Genomic DNA, 1166 nt, shown 5'->3' with positions numbered 1-1166 from the left:
CTGCGAAGCGGCCCCAAAACAGGCCACCTCGGTTGCGTCTGATGTACCGTGTGTACCGGTTTTGCTACCGGTTCCCGGCAATTCGCGGACGAGTCCCACACAAGCGTAGCGTCGCCCGGTCCGCACACATTATGTGTTTGCACCTTATTGCGCAGGCGTGGGCTCGACTGGCGTGGGCGTGGTGGTTTCTGTCGGCTCGGCCGCTGGGGTGTCGATGGTTTCGGCCTTGAACGACGCAGGCTCGGTTGGCGCAGGCAGTGGCTCACTTGCAGCAGGCGCCGTGGAAGGCTCTGCGGCGGGCCCGGTTTTGGGTGCCGCCTCTGCAGGCGCGGGTGCAAGTTTGGCCGGCGCCGCAGCGGCAGGTGCTGCATCAGGCACGCCCAGATCAGCCTTGGGCTTCTCGACGATATGCGCGGCTTTTTTCACTTCCGGGGGCAGGAAGTTTTCCACCAGACCGAAAAAACGCTCATAAAACTTCGCCGAAGAAACCGTTTCACTGGCCACCTTGACCATCGAGTCATCGGTAGAGCCTATCGGCATCGAAACAGAGCCCAGCACGCCCACCCCGAGGCTTGCCGAGTTGTTGGTCTTCTTCAGTGCGTAACGGTCCTGCAAAGCGTTGGCGAACATGGTGGCGCTGCCATCTTTCATGTCGGCCGCGCACACTAGGTTGAAGCTGATCTCGATATGGGTATCACCGGTCTGTTGAAAACTCTTGCGGCCGGCGACCATTTTCGGATCGTTGCTAGTGATGATGTAGCCCTGACTCAGCAGAGCACGCCGCCCCGCCTCGCAATACGCCAGATCAGTCGCAGGATAACTGCGCGAGAAAGTCCCGGCGTCATCGAAGTGCTCATGGTCGTAAATCGCCTGTTTGGGCGATGAACAGCCTGCTGCCATCAGCAGGACCGAAGTCCAGAATGCGGTACGAAGGGTCAATAGCTTAAACATCGAAAATCCTGAGGAAGGAAAAGACTGCCAGCAAGACTGCGAACTGGGAAATGGCGGTAAGTCTGCAACAAGGCAGACGTTGTATCAACGTACAGCGCAAAAGGATTTAAGCATCCTACCTGATCCAGAGGACAGGCCGGATGCGTAACCGACCAAAACGCAGGCAACAAAAAAGCGACCCTAAGGTCGCTTTTTTGTTTGCTTCAAGGAGTTCA

At 57.6% G+C, this 1166-nt stretch carries 1 protein-coding gene; it reads right to left on the bottom strand.

Annotation, left to right across the window (positions count from 1 at the left end; translation table 11 throughout):
- Positions 1-144: 144 nt before the first annotated feature.
- Positions 145-951 (bottom strand): DUF2242 domain-containing protein, encoded by an 807-nt coding sequence (locus DW49_RS0124315; RefSeq protein WP_005619679.1) that lies wholly within the window; start codon positions 949-951, stop codon positions 145-147.
- Positions 952-1166 lie beyond the last annotated feature (215 nt).

It is taken from the genome of Pseudomonas avellanae BPIC 631 (genome assembly GCF_000444135.1).
Lineage (GTDB): Bacteria > Pseudomonadota > Gammaproteobacteria > Pseudomonadales > Pseudomonadaceae > Aquipseudomonas > Aquipseudomonas avellanae.
Note: the sequence above shows the minus strand (reverse complement) of the source record. Positions and strands in the feature narration are given on the sequence as shown.

Bases quoted from the DNA above. Each gene is read 5' to 3' on its own strand.
- DW49_RS0124315 (WP_005619679.1), bottom strand. From the start codon at position 951: ATGTTTAAGCTATTGACCCTTCGTACCGCATTCTGGACTTCGGTCCTG.